The organism is Sphingobacterium sp. UT-1RO-CII-1 (assembly GCF_026711005.1).
Classification (GTDB): Bacteria; Bacteroidota; Bacteroidia; order Sphingobacteriales; family Sphingobacteriaceae; genus Sphingobacterium.
The window spans coordinates 252468-271980 of record NZ_JAPPVJ010000003.1 but is presented as its reverse complement, the minus strand read 5'-3'; the positions used below and the strand labels follow the sequence as shown (position 1 = coordinate 271980).

At 35.4% G+C, this 19513-nt stretch carries 13 protein-coding genes; 6 read left to right on the top strand and 7 right to left on the bottom strand.

From position 1 onward, the window contains the following. Window positions 1-3 precede the first annotated feature (3 nt). On the top strand, window positions 4-1944 hold the full coding sequence (locus ORI89_RS08615; RefSeq protein WP_268230056.1) for an LTA synthase family protein: 1941 nt from the start codon (window positions 4-6) through the stop codon (window positions 1942-1944). A gap of 106 nt (window positions 1945-2050) precedes the next feature. On the opposite strand, the gene odhB is transcribed toward ORI89_RS08615, so the two are convergent. The 3 genes from odhB to ORI89_RS08600 form a co-directional block, all read right to left on the bottom strand. Beyond that, complete coding sequence (gene odhB / locus ORI89_RS08610) at window positions 2051-3280, bottom strand: 2-oxoglutarate dehydrogenase complex dihydrolipoyllysine-residue succinyltransferase (protein ID WP_268230055.1); 1230 nt, start codon at window positions 3278-3280, stop codon at window positions 2051-2053. A 48-nt stretch (window positions 3281-3328) separates the two neighbouring features. Next, window positions 3329-6055 carry a 2-oxoglutarate dehydrogenase E1 component gene (locus tag ORI89_RS08605; protein ID WP_268230054.1) on the bottom strand — a complete coding sequence of 909 codons (2727 nt, stop codon included), beginning with the start codon at window positions 6053-6055 and terminating at the stop codon, window positions 3329-3331. 172 nt (window positions 6056-6227) lie between these two features. Next, entirely contained in the window at window positions 6228-7472 is a 1245-nt protein-coding gene (locus tag ORI89_RS08600; RefSeq protein ID WP_268230053.1) for a deoxyribodipyrimidine photo-lyase, read from the bottom strand. Between the two features lie 387 nt (window positions 7473-7859). On the opposite strand from ORI89_RS08600, the gene ORI89_RS08595 reads away from it, so the two are divergent. Together ORI89_RS08595 and ORI89_RS08590 are read left to right on the top strand one after the other, a co-directional pair. Further along, window positions 7860-8723, top strand: coding sequence for a hypothetical protein (locus ORI89_RS08595; protein WP_268230052.1), 864 nt, complete (start codon window positions 7860-7862; stop codon window positions 8721-8723). Between the two features lie 65 nt (window positions 8724-8788). Then, a complete protein-coding gene (locus tag ORI89_RS08590) occupies window positions 8789-10627 on the top strand; it encodes a UbiD family decarboxylase (RefSeq protein ID WP_268230051.1) in 1839 nt (612 codons plus the stop codon). Between the two features lie 79 nt (window positions 10628-10706). On the opposite strand, the gene ORI89_RS08585 is transcribed toward ORI89_RS08590, so the two are convergent. Further along, the gene (locus ORI89_RS08585; protein WP_268230050.1) at window positions 10707-11441 is read right to left on the bottom strand and encodes a 3-keto-disaccharide hydrolase; all 735 of its coding nucleotides are present in this window, start codon (window positions 11439-11441) and stop codon (window positions 10707-10709) included. Window positions 11442-11515: 74 nt separating this feature from the next. Between ORI89_RS08585 and folB the strand changes: the two genes are divergently transcribed. Further along, window positions 11516-11887: a dihydroneopterin aldolase gene (gene folB, locus ORI89_RS08580; protein WP_268230049.1), complete on the top strand. Its 372-nt coding sequence runs from the start codon at window positions 11516-11518 to the stop codon at window positions 11885-11887. 179 nt (window positions 11888-12066) lie between these two features. Next, window positions 12067-12510, top strand: a complete 444-nt coding sequence (locus ORI89_RS08575) for an Hsp20/alpha crystallin family protein (protein ID WP_268230048.1) — start codon at window positions 12067-12069, stop codon at window positions 12508-12510. A 331-nt stretch (window positions 12511-12841) separates the two neighbouring features. Here ORI89_RS08575 and smc read toward each other — a convergent pair whose 3' ends face one another. Next, window positions 12842-16384 (bottom strand): chromosome segregation protein SMC, encoded by a 3543-nt coding sequence (smc, locus tag ORI89_RS08570; RefSeq protein ID WP_268230047.1) that lies wholly within the window; start codon window positions 16382-16384, stop codon window positions 12842-12844. A 165-nt stretch (window positions 16385-16549) separates the two neighbouring features. Here smc and ORI89_RS08565 point away from each other — a divergent pair, with 165 nt between their 5' ends. Then, window positions 16550-17374: an aminotransferase class IV gene (locus tag ORI89_RS08565; RefSeq protein WP_268230046.1), complete on the top strand. Its 825-nt coding sequence runs from the start codon at window positions 16550-16552 to the stop codon at window positions 17372-17374. 82 nt (window positions 17375-17456) lie between these two features. Here the strand turns inward: ORI89_RS08565 and ORI89_RS08560 are convergent, their stop codons facing one another. Beyond that, complete coding sequence (locus tag ORI89_RS08560; RefSeq protein ID WP_268230045.1) at window positions 17457-18158, bottom strand: DUF4397 domain-containing protein; 702 nt, start codon at window positions 18156-18158, stop codon at window positions 17457-17459. Between the two features lie 233 nt (window positions 18159-18391). Continuing rightward, complete coding sequence (locus tag ORI89_RS08555) at window positions 18392-19513, bottom strand: EamA family transporter (protein WP_268230044.1); 1122 nt, start codon at window positions 19511-19513, stop codon at window positions 18392-18394.

Below are 19513 nucleotides of genomic sequence, written 5' to 3'. Positions count from 1 at the left end.
GGAATGAAAAAACAGATTGAATTTGGAGGACCTATTAATAATGTATTGTTATTAATGAGTCACTTCGTGTTGCTTCTATTGATTTATGCTCTTTTGCGGGTTGGGTTTTTATGGTATAATCAAAGTTTGTTTTCCAATGTCGAATTTTCTGAAATAGGGTTGATGTTAATAGGTGGGGTTAAGTTTGATATTGTAGCACTGTTATATATTAATCTTTTGTATATTTTAATGCAATGCTTACCACTCGCAATTAAATATACTGATGGTTATCAGAAGGTCGCAAGTTGGGTTTTTATATTTACGAATAGTGTTGGGATTGGAAGTAATCTAATCGATTTTGCTTATTATCCTTTTACTCTGAAACGAACAACCGGCACTGTATTTAGTCAATTTGCTAATGAAGATAATATAGTAGGGTTGTTCTTAGATTTTTTTCTTTTATACTGGCCTTTGGTCATCGTATTTTTTATTCTTGTTTATTTCCTTTATTTTTTTGATAGAAGATTAGTTTTACTCAAACCAAATAAAGTAAATTGGCAATTTTATATAACCCATTTGGCGACGTTGCTGTTTGTTGCGTTTCTTTTTGTAGGGGGAGTGAGGGGAGGTTGGGCACATAGTACAAGACCTATAACATTAAGTAATGCGGGAGATTATGTTAAAAGCCCAGAGGAAATAAGTATTGTGTTAAATACTCCCTTCAGTATCTTGAAAACGTTAAAAGCGGTGGATCTAAAGGAGGTAAATGTTTTTACGGAAGACGAACTAGGGCATATTTACCCTGTATTTCATTACCCGCAGGATAGCATAGAGTTTAAAACGTATAATGTTGTTTTTCTAATTATGGAAAGTTTCGCAAAAGAATATGTAGGTTTTTATAATAAAGACCTAGAGTCTGGAACTTATAAAGGTTACACTCCTTTTTTAGATTCACTGATTGCAGAATCTTATTCATTTAAACACTCATTTGCTAACGGGCGTAAATCGATAGATGCATTACCCTCGATTATTACAGGAATTCCATCAATTGGCGAACCATTTGTTTTATCTATTTACTCTAGTAACAAAACGACTAGTATTGCTGATCTTTTAGGGGAAGAAGGTTATGAGACAGCTTTTTTTCACGGAGCCCCTAATGGTAGTATGGGATTTTCTGCTTTTACTAATTTGGCAGGAATAAAAAGATATTATGGTAAAACTGAATATAATAATGATGCTGATTTTGATGGTATATGGGGAATATGGGATGAGCCGTTTATGCAATTTATGGGCGATAAATTAAATGAACTATCTGAGCCTTTCTTTGCCAGCTTCTTCTCTCTATCTTCTCATCACCCCTTTAAAGTGCCTACTGAGTATGAAGGTCAGTTTTCTAAAGGACCCTTACCAGTACATGAACCTATAGGTTATACAGATCATGCTTTACGGGAGTTTTTTGCTAAAGCATCTAAGTCTAGCTGGTATAAAAATACCTTGTTTGTTATCTGCGCCGATCATTCTAGTGTTAGTTATCTTTCTGAATATAAGACAACAGCCAATAGTTATGCTATTCCAATCGTTTTTTATTTTCCTGGTGATAATGAAAGACTTCGAGGAATGTCAGATAAGCTTATACAACAAATTGATATTATGCCTACGGTACTTAATTTTCTGGGTTATAATAAGCCATATTTCTCACTGGGCTTTGATGCTTTTTCTAGTGCTAAAAATAATTTTGTAGTTAATAATACAACAGGGGTTTATAATTTTTTTAAGGGCGATTATTTTATGACACATAACGGTGATGAAGCATTATCCTTATTTAATATAAGGAGAGACCCTTTAGAAACTGATAATATCGTAAAAAAAAGCCCAGAAGTTATTGATAGCTTGGAAGTAAGTTTGAAAGCTTTTATACAACAATATAATAATCGAATGATTCATAATAAGCTTACGGTTGATTAGGAAGGAGAGTTTTTTTATATACTTACTTTATATGTTAGCTTGTTGAGCATATAATTACATTAAAAAGGGACCTTGGGCCCCTTTCTAATGTAATTATATGCTATTATTATACTTCTAATAACAACCTTGCTGGATCTTCTAATAATTGTTTTACTCGAACTAAGAAACTTACAGATTCTCTTCCGTCAACAATGCGATGGTCATAGGACAATGCAATATACATCATTGGACGAATAACTACTTGTCCGTTTTCTGCAATAGGGCGTTGGATGATATTGTGCATACCTAGGATAGCAGACTGTGGAGCATTGATTATTGGTGTCGACATCATAGAACCAAACACTCCTCCGTTAGTGATTGTAAATGTGCCTCCGGTCATTTCTTCAATAGTCAATTTGCTATCTCTAGCCTTTGTTGCCAAATCAACAATTTCTTTCTCGATTTGATGTAAACTTAATGACTCTGCATTGCGGATTACAGGAACAACTAAACCTTTAGGTGCTGAAACGGCAATAGAGATGTCACAGAAATCTGAATAAATAATTTCGTTTTCATCAATCTTAGCGTTTACTGCTGGCCACTCTTGTAATGCTGTAGTGACAGCTTTTGTAAAGAAAGACATAAAACCTAAGCCTACTCCATGCTTTTCCTTAAAAGTATCTTTGTATTTTGCGCGTAAATCCATGATAGGCTGCATATTTACCTCGTTAAAGGTCGTAAGCATTGCTGTTTCATTTTTCACGCTTACTAAACGCTTAGCAATAGTTTTACGCAATGAAGTCATTTTTTCACGACGCTCATTACGGCTTCCTGTTATAACAGGAGCAGTAGCTGGTGCGGCGGTTTTAGTCTCTGATTTTGCGGCAACAGGCGCTGCTGGTTGAGCTTTTTCAGCATCTTCTTTTGTGATGCGACCATCTTTACCTGTTCCTTTAATTGTCGAAGGATCAATTCCTTTTTCTCTTAGTATTTTTGCAGCAGCTGGGGACGCAGTCCCTGCAGCATATGTCTCAGGGCTTTCTGATGCAGCTATACTTTTTTCTTCTTTGACATTTTCTGAAGTACTACTGTTTGCTTTAGTGTCACCACCAGATGGAGCTTCCCCTTCTTCAATTGTACATACAACAGCTCCAATTTCTAAAGTGTCACCTTCTTGTGCAATGATTTTTAGAATACCCGCTTTTTCTGCAGGCAATTCGAATGTAGCTTTATCAGACTCCAATTCGGCAATATTCTCATCCATTTCTACATAATCGCCATCTTGTTTTAACCATTGTGCTAAGGTTACCTCTGTAATTGATTCTCCTACAGCTGGTATTTTAATTTCTAAGCTCATATATTTGTTTTCTTGTTATATCATAACGCCTATACGGGCGTATATGTTTTATATTTCAAATGCTTTATTTAATATGTTTGTTTGTTCTGCGATATGACGTTTCATATATCCCGTTGCAGGAGAACCACTTTCTGGGCGGGCTACAACTTTTAAGTTTAGGTCTGAGCCACTAAATTTACGACAATAGAACGGCCATGCTCCCATGTTTTCATTTTCCTCTTGTACCCAAACAAATTCTGCATTAGCATACTTCTTACGCAGACCGTTTATTTGGTTATGTGCTATTGGGAATAACTGTTCTACGCGAACAATTGCTACATCTTTACGTTTATCAGTTTCTTGTTTCTCTAGTAGTTCATAGTAGATTTTGCCTGAACAAAGTAGTACACGTTTTACTGATTTCGCAGTTACATTCACGTCATCAATAATTTCTTGGAAAGATTTTTCTGTGAAATCAGTGAGAGGAGAAACTGCTTTAGGGTGGCGCAATAAACTTTTTGGTGTAGCGACTATTAACGGTTTACGGAAGTCACGGTGTAATTGACGACGTAATAAATGGAAGTAATTCGCTGGCGTAGTACAGTTCGCTACAATCATATTATTATTAGCGGACAGCTCTAAATAGCGCTCAATGCGGCATGAAGAGTGTTCGGGGCCTTGGCCTTCCATTCCATGAGGCAGAAGCATCACTAACCCGTTAGAACGTTTCCATTTTGACTCTCCTGAAGATATGTACTGATCAAAAACAACTTGTGCACCATTAGCAAAGTCTCCAAATTGGGCTTCCCAAATAGTAAGTGAGTTAGGGTTTACTGAAGCATAACCGTATTCAAAAGCAAGTACAGCATACTCCGATAATAATGAGTTGTAAATATTGAATTTATCACCGCCTTTCACTTTGGCTAAAGGAGTATATGTTTCGTCAGAATCTTCTAATGTTACTACAGCATGACGATGTGAGAATGTGCCACGCTGAACATCTTGTCCTGATATACGAACCCGATAATCTTCGTTTAATAGTGTTGCATAAGCCATCAATTCGCCCATTGCCCAATCATATTTATCCGTATCAATCATTTTTAATCGATCTTCAAATACTTTGGTTATTTTACGGAAGAATTTCTTATCTGACGGGAGTTTATTAAACTCTTTAGCTAAATTTAAGAAGGTTTGTTTATCAACTTTTGTTTCAGTTTTTTCAGCGAAGTCTGTTGGTCTTGAAGGACGTAGGCCTTTCCACGCACCTGCAAACATTGGGATATCTTCATTTAATTCATCTACAGTTTTTGCTTCATCTAGATCCTTCTGTAAAACTGAACGGAAGTCTTTTTCTAGATTTTTAGCATAATCTGCATCGATAGTCCCCTGCTCTATAAGCTTCTTAACATAAATAGCTAATGTATTAGGGTGTTTTTCTATCAGTTTATATAAAGATGGTTGTGTGAACTTAGGTTCATCAGCTTCGTTATGTCCATAGCGTCTGTAGCCTAATAAATCGATGAAGACATCTGTTTTGTATTTTTGACGATATTCTACAGCTAGATTGATTGCATAAACCAAGGCCTCTACATCATCACCGTTTACATGGAATACAGGAGAAAGAGTTACTTTGGCAATATCTGTACAATATGTTGATGATCGTGCGTCTTTATAGTTTGTTGTAAAACCTACTTGGTTATTAATAACGATATGTATTGTACCACCTGTTTTGTAGCCATCTAACTTCGACATTTGGATAGTCTCATAAACAATTCCTTGTGCAGCAACAGCTGCATCGCCATGAATTAGTATAGGAGCAATCTTAGAAGAGTCTCCTGCATACTTCATGTCAATTTTGGAGCGGACCATCCCCTCTGCGACGCCATCTACTGTTTCCAGGTGTGAGGGGTTAGGGGCAAGGCTTAAGTGAATGTTTTTGCCATCTTGACTTGTTATGTCTGATGAAAAACCAAGGTGATATTTAACGTCTCCACCGAACTGAGATTCGGGGTCAGCGACATACATTTTCCCTTCGAATTCGGAAAAAACAGTTTCATACGGTTTTCCCATAATATTTGTCAGAACGTTTAAACGCCCTCTGTGCGCCATACCAATAACAAACTCTTCAATTCCTAAAGAAGACCCTTGTTGTATTACAGAGTCTAGTGCTGGTATTAAAGACTCACTGCCTTCAAGAGAAAAACGTTTTTGTCCTAGAAATTTTGTGCCTAAAAAGCTCTCAAAAACAACAGCTTCATTTAATTTTTTTAATATACGTTTCTTGTTATCTATGTTGAAACTTGGGGTGTTTCTGTCACTTTCCATGCGTTCCTGTAAAAACTTAATTTTTTCTGGATTACGTATGTAACGGAATTCTGCACCGATAGAGTTGCAATATGTATCTTCAATAAGTTGACGTATGTCTTTGAGTTTTGCTGGACCTAGACCAACCTCTATACCTGCATTGAAAACTGTATTTAAGTCAGCTTCAGATAAACCAAACGTTTCTAATTCTTTCCCAGGGAAATATCTGCGGCGTTCGCGCACAGGATTTGTTTCTGTAAATAAATGCCCACGATCACGGTAGCCGTGAATCATGTTTAGTACATTAATTTCTTTGAGAGCTTGCTCAGGAGTTTCAATAGTAGTGGCTGAACTATTGGACTGCCCAAAGTCAAAGCCTTCGAAGAATTTTTGCCAGCTCACATCTACTGCATTCGGATCTTCCTTATATGCTTGATATAACGAATCAATATATCCTGAATCAGCGTTACTCAAATATGTTAAATTGTCCATGAAGAAATTTTACGTATAAAAATTTTGACCAAAGTTAATAATAATTCGATATTTTGCTGCTCGAAAAAGAACAAAATAAGGCTTTGAATCAATTAAATAAAAACTAACACGATTATTATGACAATACTATGCTAGAACTTCTTATTCAGTACAGTCAAATCATTTTAAATTTTTATTTTTCAAGTACTTCCCCTTTGTAATTCCTTTTTACTAATTCTTGCCATGTATCTTTTAAATTGTTTTTCAAACTAGTTCCTGAACCTGCATAATGTAACCAATAGCCATAGGTTGTTGCTGGAACATAGTCAATTAAATACTCTTCGAAAAATGCTGCACCTACAAGATGATTAACCTTTAATTCTTGATGGATATAAGCAGCTAAAATCTCTCGGTATTCGTAGGGCATATTACCCAATTTAATCATACTATCCAAGAGTTGGTTGATAATAGAATTATCAGAACCATTTGCTATAAAATTTTTTAGTGTTTCGACTGAAGTATCAATATCATATTTATTGTCATGATTTTTAAAAAAAATATTTGGATATTTTTTCAACATAAACCTGAAGTAATCACGCCATAATAATCTTAGGGTTAATGTTTCGTGCTTTTTTTTATTCGAAACATTAAATGTTTTTTTTATGCAATCATGGTAGTATGCTGGAGATATATTGCCATGAGCGATATACGGGGTAATTAGGTTGTAGTTATTAATCTCTGTATAATCGTCATCTAGAGTTTTATTTACTTGCTGTATAGCTTTTGTTTCTCCTCCTAATAATAGGGCATTCTTGTCTTTTTCTAATTTTTCTATATCATTATCATCAAATCCCAACTCTAATAGTGTGGGGATAGTTGTTTTTTCAAGATGTGGATGTGTTACAATAGAAGTTACAGCAGGTAGAATGGGGCGCACAAAACTTTCTTTTTCTACTTTTTTACGAAAAGCTGTAAAAGAATCTGGAATATCCCTAATAGGGATTGGTAGATCTTCTTTGTGGTATAATGTGTGGCCGATAAAATGCTTTAAATTGATTTTGGCACTCCATAGTGCCGTTTCAACAATTTCAGAAATATTTGTTTCCCGAGAAGCCACTTCACGGTGATGGTAAACTTCAGAAATATCATATTTTGCACACAATGTAGGGATAATATCTTCTGGTTTTCCATGGAAAGTCAAAAGGTCGGCTCCTATCTTTTGTAAATTAATTTTAAGGTTTTGTACAGATTGTATTAAAAAATCAGCTCTTCTTAGACCTGTATTAAGAAAGCCAAATTTATTTCTTTTAAAATAACGAGGATCGAAAAAAAAGACAGGTATAACGATATCCCCTTTTGTAGTAGCTTCAAATAAAATTTCGTTGTCGTGAATACGGAGATCGTTTCTAAACCATACTAAAATAACCTTTTTCATCATATAGGGAAATGTTCAGCTGAGATTATAACTAAACTTGTAAAGCAAATATAATTCAAAATATTGATTATATTTAGATTAGCTCTAGTTAGTCAGTACTTTTTACATAGGTCGGACAATTTGAACTTTTAGAATAAGCAGTCAGCTTTTTTATAGACTGGTAAAAACGGGTGGTTTTAAAAAAATATCAGAACATTGTCCCTCGGTTTTTGTTAACATAATAATTGTATAGAGTTTAATAATAATGACTTTGTCCAAAAAGTCTAACAATATCTAATTGTGTGAAAGGAAATGTTTGTTATGTTCTTTTGGACTTTGTAGTTGTCTCAGAATTTGGTTTAAGATTATGAGCGCGGTAAAATATTGTTGTGTTTCGTTAATGGGTTGCGAATGAATGTTTTAATAAGTGGGGTTAAAAACTATATAGCAGAACGAAGTCTTAGCTTGATGGCAGGAGAGGAGGGAGGGGTGTTTGCATTGAGTAGTAGTGTTTCTCTGTTTAAAAAAACTTTTTTGGGAGAGCTTAATGCAGAAATATATTATGGAGACTTGATCCGAAATGATTTTGATGAAAGTGTGCATATGCCGACTTTGGATGTCGGTTATTATTTCGTCCAGGCGTCGACATTAACAGATGTAGTGAATGTGAAGTTAGAGTTGCTTTGTTTACGTAATTTTATAGCCTACCTAAAGAGGTTTAATTGTAAACGGCTTGTTTATGTGTCTACTTTAGCAGATAAGCCCTATATAGAACCTTTCATCAATTTGTTCTTGGAAATGTCTGTTGATTATACGGTTGTTTTAAGTAGTTGTGTTATTGGAAAGGGATCTATAATCGAGAGCGTTTATGCACGTTTGTCGTTGCGGAAAATTATTTTACATACTTATGCCTGTGGAAGTGGAGAAATACAGCCTGTAGCTATATCTGATTTAGTGTCTTGGCTTAAGAAAATGCTACTTGTACCTAAATTTCATAATACTATTTTAGAGGTAGGAGGTAGAGAGTTGATCTCTTTTGCAGATTTCTTTCTTTTATATAAGGAAGTGAGGTCAATTTCTATAAAGTCTTTTGTGTTTAGTGCACCTCAATGGGTAGTGATGTGTTTTTATCGATTTGTCTTGGGAGATTTTTTTGTTAGTAAATATTTGATAAATAATTCTTTGTGTCTTGACTCTAAAGCAAACGACGAATGGATGCAGCATATGGATTTTAAATTTATAGGTGTGGCAGAAGCTTTGTCGAAAGACCAATAGTGTTGGATTTCCTTTTAATCCTGAGGAATTCTTTTATTTTTGTGTTCACGCTATTTATTTAAGACATGGGGTACAAAAGTTTAGAAGATTGTGTAGTTGATTTGGAAAGAAATGGACACTTGGTTCGTATTAAAGAGGAAGTTGATCCTTATCTGGAGATGGCCGCTATACATATGAGGGTTTTTGATGCTGAAGGACCTGCGTTATATTTTGAAAATATAAAGGGATGTAAATTTCCTGCTGTTTCGAATCTTTTCGGAACTTTAGACCGTTCCAAATTTATGTTTAGAGACACTTTGGAGCATGTTAAGAAGTTAGTAGATGTGAAAATGAACCCGATGAGTGTGCTTAAGAAACCATTTGATTTTGTGGGATCATCTATGGTGGCGTTGGGGGCGTTGCCATGGCAGAGAAAAGCTGGGGCGCCAATACTTTATGGTAGAACAAGCGTAAGCGAGTTGCCACAGATTGTCAATTGGCCAATGGATGGTGGGGCTTTTGTTACTATGCCACAGGTGTATAGCGAGGATATAGAAAAGCCTGGCGTGATGAATGCGAATCTTGGTATGTATCGTATACAGTTTTCTGGAAACGATTATGAAAAAAATACGGAGGTCGGCTTGCATTATCAATTGCATCGAGGTATAGGCGTGCATCAAGCTAAAGCTAATGCTTTAGGTCGGCCATTAAAAGTAAGTGTCTTTGTTGGTGGCCCTCCATCTCACCCTTTATCCGCGGTTATGCCGCTGCCAGAAGGCTTATCTGAAGTTATTTTTGCAGGAGCTTTAGGGAATAGGCGGTTTAGATATTTTTATGATGATGAGGGGTTTTGTATTTCGTCTGATGCGGATTTTGTAATTACTGGAACGGTGTATCCAAATGATAATAAACCAGAGGGACCTTTTGGTGATCATATAGGTTATTATAGTTTAGTTCACCCTTTTCCTTTAATGAAAGTGCATCGTGTTTATCATCGAAAAAATCCCATTTGGTCTTTTACTGTTGTTGGGCGGCCTCCACAGGAAGATACGAGTTTTGGAGCCTTAATTCATGAAATTACGGGTAGTGCTATCCCGCAGCAAATTCCCGGTTTACATGCTGTTCACGCTGTTGACCCTGCGGGTGTTCATCCTTTGTTGTTCGCTATAGGTAGTGAGCGTTACACTCCTTATCAAGAAGTGGACAGGCCACAAGAAGTGCTGACTATCGCAAACCAAATTTTAGGAACTAATCAGTTGAGTTTAGCTAAATACCTGTTTATAGCTGCTCGAGAAGATAATCTAGAACTGGATATTTATGATATTCCTGGGTTCTTTAAGCATATATTAGAACGTATCGATTTTACAAGAGATTTACATTTTTTAACAAACACTACCATTGATACTTTAGATTATACAGGGAATGATTTAAATGCGGGGTCCAAAGTGACATTTGCAGCTGTTGGGAGTAAAAAAAGAGAGTTGTTAAATGAGTTGCCTGCTGGCTTGAATCTGCCTCGGCCTTTTAATCAAATAAAAATGGTGTTCCCAGGGGTAGTAGTTGTAGATGGGCGTGATTTTATTTCGTATGATGAAGAGCAGCTTGTTATTGATCGATGGGCGGGGTTGATTAATGAAGAAGATTGGATAGGTATACCGATGATTGTTTTTGTTGACGATGCAGGCTTTGCGGGGGAAAGTGTTAATAATTTCGTTTGGACTACTTTTACGCGGAGTAATCCGTCTCATGATATTTACGGTGTTGGAAGTTTTACTTCGCATAAGCATTGGGGGTGTACGGGCCCTGTAATTATAGATGCAAGATCTAAGCCTCATCATGCCCCTGCTCTTGTTAAAGATGATAAAATTGAACGTAAAGTGGATCAGATGGGGATAAAGGGTGGGGCATTGTATGGTCTTATATAAAAGTAGTTGATTTCTTGTATCAATATAGAGCCCACTACGGTTTAAGTAATATTTAAACTGTAGTGGGCTCTATGTGTATTTATAATGGTCTAATCCAAATGTTTCTAAAACTTACTAAATCCCCATGATCCTGTAATATAATCGGACCTGCTTCATGAGCTTTCATTTGTGGTAGACCTATATATTCTGTTGTGCCTTCAATCTGAGTGTTGTTTTGCACTAGAATGCCATTGTGTAAGATAGTAACTTTACCTTTTGAGATTAGCATTCCGTCCTTATTAAAACGGGGAGCTGTATATATGATATCGTAGCTGTGCCATTTATCTTCTTTTGATCTGACCTCTACAAGTGGAGGAGTTTGTTTGTAGATGCTCCCTGCTTGGCCATTAACGTAGGTAGGGTTATCATCATTATCGAGTACCTGTATTTCGTATAGTCCTTGTAAAAAGACACCGCTGTTTCCACGACCTTGACCATTTCCTTTAATAATATTAGGGCTTCTCCATTCAATATGGAGTTGAAAATCTTTAAATTTCTCTTTCGTTTGTATGTTGCCGGATTTTGGCTTTACAGTAAGAATGTTGTTGGTAATATCCCAGGGGGCGCTGCTGCCAGGGGAACTGCTGCTTTCCCAGTTTTCTAGATTATTGCCATCAAATAGAATAGTGGCGTCGCTAGGAATGTTTTTTTGTAATGTTATGATAGGTGGTTTTGGGCTATAGTACTCTGTGTCTTCTGGAACAAACTTAGTTTGTCCATAACTGTAAAATGTAGCTAGTGTAAGTGCTAAGCTGTAAAAAGCGGCTTTTTTCATTGGGTTTAGTTTTTATGATATTAACGAATATACATATTAATTTAGAGAATTTTATTTTTTAAGTATGTTTGTTTATGGCTTTAATAATACAAGAAGTTGCTTTGCGAGATGTGCGTTTTTTCGCACCAATAGGATATTATCCTGAAGAACAAATTTTAGGTAATGAGTTTTTTGTAGATGTTGCTTTGCGTTTTCCTTTTGATAATAAAAATTTAGATGCAGAGGATTTGCAAAACACAGTTAATTATGAAGAGTTATATAAGATTTTGGTAGAGATAATGACTCCTAAGCGAAAGTTGTTAGAGTCTGCAGCGAAGGATATTTTAAATATAGTGGAGCTAAAATATCCCTTTGTTAACGAAGCAGAGGTGATTATTCGGAAAACAACGCCACCTTTTGGTTTAGATTATATAAAATCTGTTGTCTCTTTGAGTTTTAAGAAATGATTTTTTCACTGTTTAATAGTCAGATAATTGTTATGCATAATTTTTGTTAGTGACTTTTTGTCGGTAAAAAGCTTGGGATGAGGACATAAAGTCATGTTGCGGTTGGTCCGCTATAATTGGTATATGATTTGATTATGGTAAGATAAATAAAATTATAAAAAAATTAAGGAGGATATAAAATGGCATTACTTAAATTTCCAACAAAAACAGTTAATTCAGACGTAGTTAACCCTTATGTAAACAGTGTTTTTGATACTTTTTTTAACGATTCTTTTATTTCTGATCGTTTGGTTACGCGTGTCCCAGCAGTTAATATTTCAGAAACTGAAAGTGCTTTTAAAATCGAACTAGCTGCTCCGGGGCTACAAAAGTCAGATTTTAAAATTAATGTTGATAAAAATTTGATTAGTATTTCAGTTGAGAAACAAGAGGAAAGAATTGAAGAAGATAAGACTTATAGCAAAAGAGAATTTAGTTATTCTTCATTTACTCGTTCTTTTACATTACCCGACACAGTGGATTATAATACAATAGCTGCAGAGTATGTCGATGGTGTATTAGTGGTGAGTGTTGGTAAAAAAGAGGATTCGATTATTGCAAAAAGATTGATTGAGGTCAAGTAATAAAAGGTAAATATTTTAAGGTTGGACTACCTCGGGGTTACATTTTTGTATAACCTTGGGGTAGTCTTTTTTTTGTGTATCGTTTAGCATAGTTTTGGTGAAAGCTTTCTTTTTGAAAGTATTTATTAGTGCAATTATGAGAGGAGTAATCTTTTTTATTTGTATGTTAACTGTTTTTTCTGCCCTGCTCGATTGTTAGCGAAAATTGTTCGGTTTTCACAAGAGATAAGGATGGTTTTGAATAAAGAATAACTAATAATGTAAAGCGATATCACATCGTTTGGCGGGATTAAGTTAGGTTTGTTTGTAGATACTCCTAATCTGTTGTTCTTTAAGCCACATCTCTTAAGTCAACCGGAACAACTCTAGAAACGCCTTGTTCCACCATGGTAACACCATATATAATATCTGTTGCAGCTATAGTGCGTTTATTATGGGATACGATAATAAATTGAGATTTTGCCGAGAAATCGCGGATAATATTATTAAACTTATCGATGTTGGTATCATCAAGAGGTGCGTCGACTTCGTCAAAAATACAGAACGGAGCCGGTTTTAGAAGGTAAAGTGAAAATAGTAATGCTGTAGCAGTAAGTGTTTTCTCTCCTCCGGATAATTGATTAATAGACAAAGGGCGTTTCCCTTTAGGACGTGCAATGATATCAATATCCGAATCTAACGGGTTTTGAGGGTCGGTTAGAATCATATCACAAGAGTCCTCTTCATTAAAAAGGGAACGGAAAACTTGGATAAAGTTTTCTCTGACGGTATTAAAAGCAAACATGAATTTTTCATTTGCTGTTTGATCAATCTCATTGATAGTGGCCATTAATGATGTTTTTGCCTCCATGAGGTCATTTTTTTCTTTAGAGATGAAGTCATGGCGCTGATTCATTTCGTCATACGCTTCTTTAGCCATCGGGTTAATGGTGCCATAGCTGTCAAGTTGTTTTTTTAAGCGGTCGCAACTTGCGTTTAATTCAGTTTGATCCATTGGTATATCCGGCATTTCTCCGGCTAAAAGTTCGTTAATGTCAATGTTGAACTCTATTGATAAGCGCTCTTTAAGGGCGTTTAGATCTATTTGTAAGCTTGTTTTTTTGTCTTTTAGTTCGGAAAGTAAAAAATCATTTTGATCTTTAGTACGTCTAAGCTGAGTAACCTCTTCTTCTAGATCAATGATAGCTTTACGGAATTCGTAAAAATCTTTTTCAATTTCTTGTAAACCTTTTTCTAAATCTTCTTTTTGTTCATACATAGCTAGAAGATCTTCGTCATTATGGTCCACAAATTGTACCGCGTCTTTCATATCAAGCTTTACCTGTTCAAACTCCAAGGAGTTTTTATCGATACGCGATTCAAAATTTTCTTTTTGGCTTTCTCGATATTCCAAATCTTTCTCTAAACTGGAGACTTTATTCTGTTGCTGATGAAAACGAATGTTTTCTTGATTGAAAATAGTTGATTTGTCATTTAATGTATCAGCCAATTCTGAATAGGCTTCTTGCATTTCCGCAAGTTGTTTTTTATGAATATCGTTTTCGACTTTTAAAATCTGTAAATCAGGTTCGGCTTTTTGTAATTCAAAACTTAGTACAGTTATTTTGCCTTCTATATCTAATTTTCTAGTTTGGCTATTTTTGATGAATTCCTGATATTGCTCTTGTTTTGTTTTGACAGAAATCAGTTCATTATTTAGACGGTTTAAAATGTTGCGTTGCTCATCAATAATTTCTTTTTGTGAGGCAACGCGCAAGGATGCCAACTTGCTGACATAATCGTCTTCCTGAATTTGAAGTTGTTCTATTTTTTGGTTAAGCGATTTTATTTCTTTGATTAGGTTTTCTAAGTTTTTTGCCCGCCCAATTCTTTTACCTTCAAATAATCCTACTGATCCTCCGCTTATGCCCAAACAGTTTTTGGAAAACTTACCATCTGGATGTAATAATACAAGCTCGTCTGTGGGAAGTATATCTGCCATGCTGTCGGCAGAGCTTTGTTTTAAGAGGTAGACATGTTTTAAAAGATGTTCACATAGCTTTTCGTATTTTTTGTCAACTTTAATAATATCTAAAGCCGATATAGCTTCAGTTCTCACATGAGGTAAAGGTCTAGTATTAACTTGTTGGATTGCATCCAGAACAAAAAAATTAGCCTTACCCCGAGAAGAATCACTTAACAGCTGTATGGCTTGAACTGCTTCACTTTGATTTTCCACCACATAATGATTCATGATTGGCTCTAAGTAATTTTCTATCGCTACTCGGTATTCTTCTTGACAGAATAAGATATCAGAAAATAGAGGGTATGATTTTTTCCATCCAGCGTTTTTGCGTAAGAATTTGATAGATTCCGGAAAGCCTTCTAAATTATCTACTAATGATTTTGTTAAGTTATATTCGTTTTGCTTTGCGTCAACAAGACGGGATTCCCGACTAAGTTGTATTCGTGTGTCGTTTAATGTTTCTTCGACAGTCTGTATTTGATATTGTAAATTCTCTTCTGCTTTTTGGGCTAGATCAAAAAGATCTTGTTGTTGCTGTGTACGTTCTTCAAGTTGGTTTACAACAAGATTAAACTGACTGAGTTCCTCTTCTTTTGAGCTGGTGTCTGTAGTTGTGCGCAAAGCTTCCTGCTGTAGGGATTCAAGTTGAATTTTTAAAACAGCAATATCTTTTTCAAGTTTATATATATTGTTTTGGAGTTCATTGCTTTGTGCTAAGAAGTTATCCAACTTTACTTTTGCTGAAGATTGCTGTTGACGTAATTCATCCACTTCAGCCTTGTGCTTGTCAATGTCAGACTGATAAACGGCTAATTTTCCCTGTTCTTCGAAAAGTTCTTCATTAATTCGCTTTATCGTATGCTCGACATGTTGAAGTTGATTTTTATCATTATTTAACTCAGCGGTTAATCGCGCTTCTTTATCTTGTAAATGACGCACTTGTTCATTTTTTATCTTTTTATCCGATTCGTATGAACGTATTTTATTTATATATTCTTGTGTGCTCTTTTGTTGAACAGCTAAGCTTTTCTCTTTAGCTAATATGTCTATACGAAGTGTGCGCAATTGGTTTTCACTAGTCTCTATTTGTGCTGCATTTGCTTGAATAGATGAACTCTGACTTTTCTCCTGCTCGTTAATACGGATTAGATCGTTACTGAAATTTTCTAAACGGTAGTAGGCTAAACCTATACTAGCTTCTTTATACTCTTCTTTAAGTTGAAAGTATTTATCGGCCTTTTTAGCTTGTGTCTCTAATTGTTTTAAGTTTTTATTAATCTCGTAAAGTAGGTCATCAACCCTAGATAAGTCGCTCTCTGTATCTTTGAGTTTGGATAAGGTTTGTTTTTTACGAACTTTATATTTGGAAATCCCAGATGCTTCTTCAAAAAGATTACGACGTGAGTTATCTTTATTATTAATAATCTCATCGATCATTTTAAGCTCAATAATAGAGTATGAATCCGCACCTAAACCTGTGTCTAAGAATAAATCCGTTATATCTTTTAGTCTGCATTTGACATCATTTAAACGATATTCGCTATCCCCGTTTCGGTAGAGTTTACGTGTTATCGTAACCGTTGAAAATTGTGTAGAGAGTAAGTTGCTGTTATTTTCGAAAGTTAGAGATACCTCAGCAAGATTGGAAGGTTTACGGTTCGCTGTGCCATTAAAAATGATGTTTTCCATTTTCTCTGAGCGAAGTGTTTTTGTACTCTGTTCGCCCATCACCCAACGAATGGCATCGACAACGTTTGATTTTCCGCAACCATTAGGGCCGACAATAGCGGTTACCCCTTCATCAAAATTGATTGTAATCTTATCCCCAAAGCTTTTAAAGCCCTTAATTTCTAATTTAGTTAACTGCATATTGCACGATGTCTACCTTCAAAAAATGAAGTACGAAAATAAGCTTTTTTATCTAAAAAAGCTTATTTTATGCAGAGCTTTAGCTTTTAAAAAATAATAATGATCTTGCCAAATGGTAGTAAAAACTAAAATTTTAGTTTTAATTATAATAAAGAAAGGATAAAAATGGGTTATGTGATTTTTAATGGTAGGCTCATAGCAGAAAATCAAGCTCAGCTGTTTATTAATGACCTAGCTATTGTGCGTGGTTATGGAGTTTTTGATTTTTTTAAGACGGTTAATGGAAAGGCCTTGTTTATTGAAGATAATTTAGATAGATTTTATCAATCAGCTAGTTTTATGAACCTTCCCGTGGTTTACTCCCGGGAGGAAGTGAAACAATTAATATCTCAATTGATGGTAGTAAATAATATGCCTGAATCGGGTATTAAAATGCTACTTACGGGAGGTTATAGTGCGGATGGGTATAGTATTGCCGAGCCCAATTTTATAATCAGCCAGCAGTCGATTAAGCGTAACATGATAGAAGAGCAGCAGGGACTGAAATTAATGATGTACGATTATCAGCGTCCTTTCAGTAGGGTGAAAACTATTGATTATGTAATGGGTATTCAGGCTATGAAATTAGCAAGGAGTAAAGGGGCCGATGATGTGCTATTTAGTAAAGACGGTAGAATCTCAGAATGTCCGCGTGCCAACTTTTTTTTAGTAAATTCGGAAGGTGTGTTGATTACTGCTGAAGAAGGAGTTTTAGAAGGTGTGACGCGTAAAAAAATTTTGGAGGTCGCAAAAGAAAATGATCTTAAAGTCGAGCAAAGAGCTGTTGGACTAAAAGATTTAAAATATGCATCAGAAGCTTTTATAACATCTACGACGAAAAATATTACGCCTATAACCAATATATTGGGGTTTAAAAACTTTGGAGATGGTGCAGGCCAAATAACTAAGCGTTTACAAGATCTTTGGCAAGAATTAATTTATGAAAAGTAAAGCTAAAACACAGAGTGTAAAAAAAGCTACGTCTCTAGTTAAAAGAGAGGAAGCTTTTTTTAGTTGGTTTTAGGTGAAATTATTAGTGTGGCAATACCCCTATGTACAGACTGTTTTTATCAGCGTCTTTTGTTCCGCTAAGGAAAACGGTATAATATAAGCCTTCTTTAAAACTATAATTTTCGCGTGTTGCTATCGTTTTCCCTGCTTCATCGGTAACTTGCAGTTTAAGTTTTCCCGATTTAGTTGCTTTAAAGGTTTCATTAGCACTAGCAGATGCAGGGGTTTCTATCGGTCGTGCCGAATAAGTAGCCTCTGTGTCGTCACCGAAAAATAGGTTAACTTTGGTGACGTTGTTAGCTAAATTAAAAAATCTTGTAGCTGATTTTTGATTTAAATCCTTTATACTTTGATCTTTTACCATGGCAAAAACTGGTGCTTCTTTGCTACCATAGGTGAAAGCAGAATATCCTGTACTATCTTTTACTGTTATAGTAGTGTCTATAATCTTTTTCTCATACTCTCCACTGTTGTTGTTATGGCTATAGACTCTTAAATCTCTATTACCAGGAAAAGCTCTAATAGGTAAGTTGTAAGATTTATACTCTTGTGTTGTAACCCTATTTCCACTTAGGGTGTATGTGATAGCATGGGCATCAGGGTACGCATTTATAAAAGTGATAAAACCGTTAGGAAGTGGTTGATAATCATTGTCTTTTAGACAGCTAGTGAATAAAATGGCAATGGCTAAAAAGCTGCCGATTAATTTTAGATGTTTTTTCATAGCGATCATATTTGTATTTTACAAGTAAGACGTTTATCTCATAAAAAATGCTACAGCCTTTTGAAAAAAAATGTACTGGCGTATAAAATTAGTTCACAATAATAAAATGCAGAATAATTATTTGTCTATTAAATGATGTATTCGAGATCCTCAGATGTCTATCCGACTCTTTTCGAAAGTGATAGATGAGCTATTTGCTGGGGCGTCTACCTAGAGAAAAGCGCAATGGTTATTCATAATTCTTGCTTTTGTTTGGATTTTGTTTTTCTCTTTTCGTGTTTACTGTTAAAATTGGTTATTTCTATAATTCGGGGAATACTACTTTTTGGAGCCATTTCTCTTAATTTTTTAATTCTTTTAGCTCTTTTATAAGCTTTAAATTTCCTGTTATCGTTGTAGAGGTTCCAGTTCATTAATACAACACTGCTTAAAACAACAATTAGTCCGAAAATTTGAAGCTTTGTAACTATATGATCTGTGAAATAATGTGCTAATACTAAAGCTACAATAGGGTTGACATACGCATATGTGCTTACCTCCGTTGCAGGGCGATGTTGAAGAAGCCATATGTAGCTTCCAAAAGCTAAAATAGAGCCCATAGTTGCCAAGTAAGCCATAGCAAACCAGTCGTTCGGTAATACGTTAGAAATTTTAAAATTTGCATATTCACCATTCACAAAAGCAACGATTGTAAAAGCTGTTCCTGCTGACACCATCTGCCATGCAGTTTTTACCATTACATGTAGGTCTTCACTGGGCTGGTCCCCGTTTAGTTTGTCCTTCCGCTCCTTATTGTATTTCGAGATTAATGAGCCCACTGTCCAACCGATGGTACCTATAATAAGTACGATCATGGCTGTGATTTTCATCTTATTATCGGTTTGATCGGTGTCGTTACTGCTGAAAATTTGCTCTGCAAATAACATGAATACACCGATAAAGCCAAATAGTAACCCTAAGATTATAGGAGGGCTTGAGAAATTTTGTTTCCACTTAGGTTTGTCAAAGACAATAAACCAAATAGCGGTTGCAGATGATAAAATTGTTACGATAGCACTGGATATGTACTGCTCCGACCATATAATGGCCGCCATATCTATAAAAAGTAATAGGAATCCAATGAAAAGTGCCTCTTTAACAACAGATTTTATATAGAGTTTATAACCTTTTAGCCAACAAAAACTCATCAACAATGTTCCAGCAATTATAAAGCGGACAGAACCTAATACAAAAGGGCTAAAGCTTCGTAAGGCTTTTTCTATAAAGAAAAAGGTAGAGCCCCAAACAATGTATACCACAAGGTAAGCAAATACGATGCTTGCTACTGCAGGTTTGTTTGTGCTCTCTTTTATCAT